The organism is Desulfurellaceae bacterium (assembly GCA_021296095.1).
GTDB lineage: Bacteria > Desulfobacterota > Binatia > Bin18 > Bin18 > JAAXHF01.
The window spans coordinates 2158-3412 of the sequence record JAGWBB010000178.1 but is presented as its reverse complement, the minus strand read 5'-3'; the positions used below and the strand labels follow the sequence as shown (position 1 = coordinate 3412).

Here is a 1255-nt window from a genome sequence, read left to right as displayed (position 1 = left end):
GACTGCGGTGGTGTCCTCCAGCGCCTCTCGCAGGTAGTCCAGATGCCCCGGGCCGCCAATCCGGTTGAAGATCACCCCGGCCAGCCTGAGTTCGGGGTCAAAATGCTGAAAACCGTACACCAGCGCCGCCACGCTTCTGGCCATGGCCGAGGCATCGACAATCAGAATAACCGGCAGCCCCAGCCATTTGGCCATCTCGGCCGTACTGCCGGCCTCGGTTTTCCCGTCGTAGCCGTCAAACACGCCCATCATGCCTTCCACCAGTCCGATGTCCATGTCCTGCACGGCGCGGGCAAAACAGGCGTGGTTATAGTCCTGGCTCAACATCCAGCCGTCCAGGTTGTACGAGGCGGTTCCGGTGATGGTCGCGTGATGGCCCGGATCGATGAAATCGGGACCGACCTTGAAGCCCCGGACCCGCCGGCCGCGTTTATGCAGAGCTGCCAGCAGGCCCAGCGTCAGCGTGGTCTTTCCCACCCCGCTGTGGGTCCCGGCGATGACGCAGGCGTGCATAGCCGGGGATTATGCCCCAGACCCGCGCCGGGGGCGAGGGCTTGCATCGGCGCGCGGAAAAATGGAAACTTTTATGGAACGGCACCAGACAGGAGAACAGCATGGCCTTTCCGACCCACCGCCCGCGTCGTCTGCGGCGTACCGAGCCGCTGCGGCGCATGGTGCGAGAAACCCAACTCAGCGTCAACGACCTCATCATGCCGCTGTTTATCGTGCCCGGCTCCGGGGTGAGCAATCCGATCAGCTCCATGCCGGGCATTGCCCAGCTGTCGATTGACCGGGCGGTTGAAGAATGCAAACAGATTCGGGATTTGGGCGTCCCCGGTGTCATTCTGTTCGGCATTCCCGACCACAAGGATGCCCTCGGCTCGGACGCCTACGCCGATGACGGCATCATTCAGCGCACCCTGGCCACGCTCAAGGAAGCGGTGCCGGGCCTGCTGTTGCTGACCGATGTGTGCTTTTGCGAATACACCGACCACGGCCACTGCGGAATCGTCAAGGCCCAGGACGTGGATAACGACGCCACCCTGGACATCCTGGCCAAAGAGGCCGTGTCCCACGCCCGGGCCGGCGCCGACATTGTGGCCCCGTCGGACATGATGGACGGCCGGGTGGGCGTCATTCGTCAGGCGCTCGACGCCGAGGGCTTCCCCCATATTCCGATTCTGGCCTACGCCGCCAAGTTTGCCTCCGGCTTTTACGGGCCGTTTCGGGAAGCGGCCGAATCGACCCCGCAGTT

General features: G+C 63.8%; 2 protein-coding genes. One reads left to right on the top strand and one right to left on the bottom strand.

The features are described from left to right. Window positions 1–513 (bottom strand): AAA family ATPase (locus tag J4F42_22600; protein MCE2488314.1); only part of this gene is annotated, 513 nt, incomplete at its 3' end. A 101-nt stretch (window positions 514–614) separates the two neighbouring features. Here J4F42_22600 and hemB point away from each other — a divergent pair. After that, a partial coding sequence (hemB, locus tag J4F42_22595) for a porphobilinogen synthase (GenBank protein ID MCE2488313.1) occupies window positions 615–1255 on the top strand: 641 nt, incomplete at its 3' end.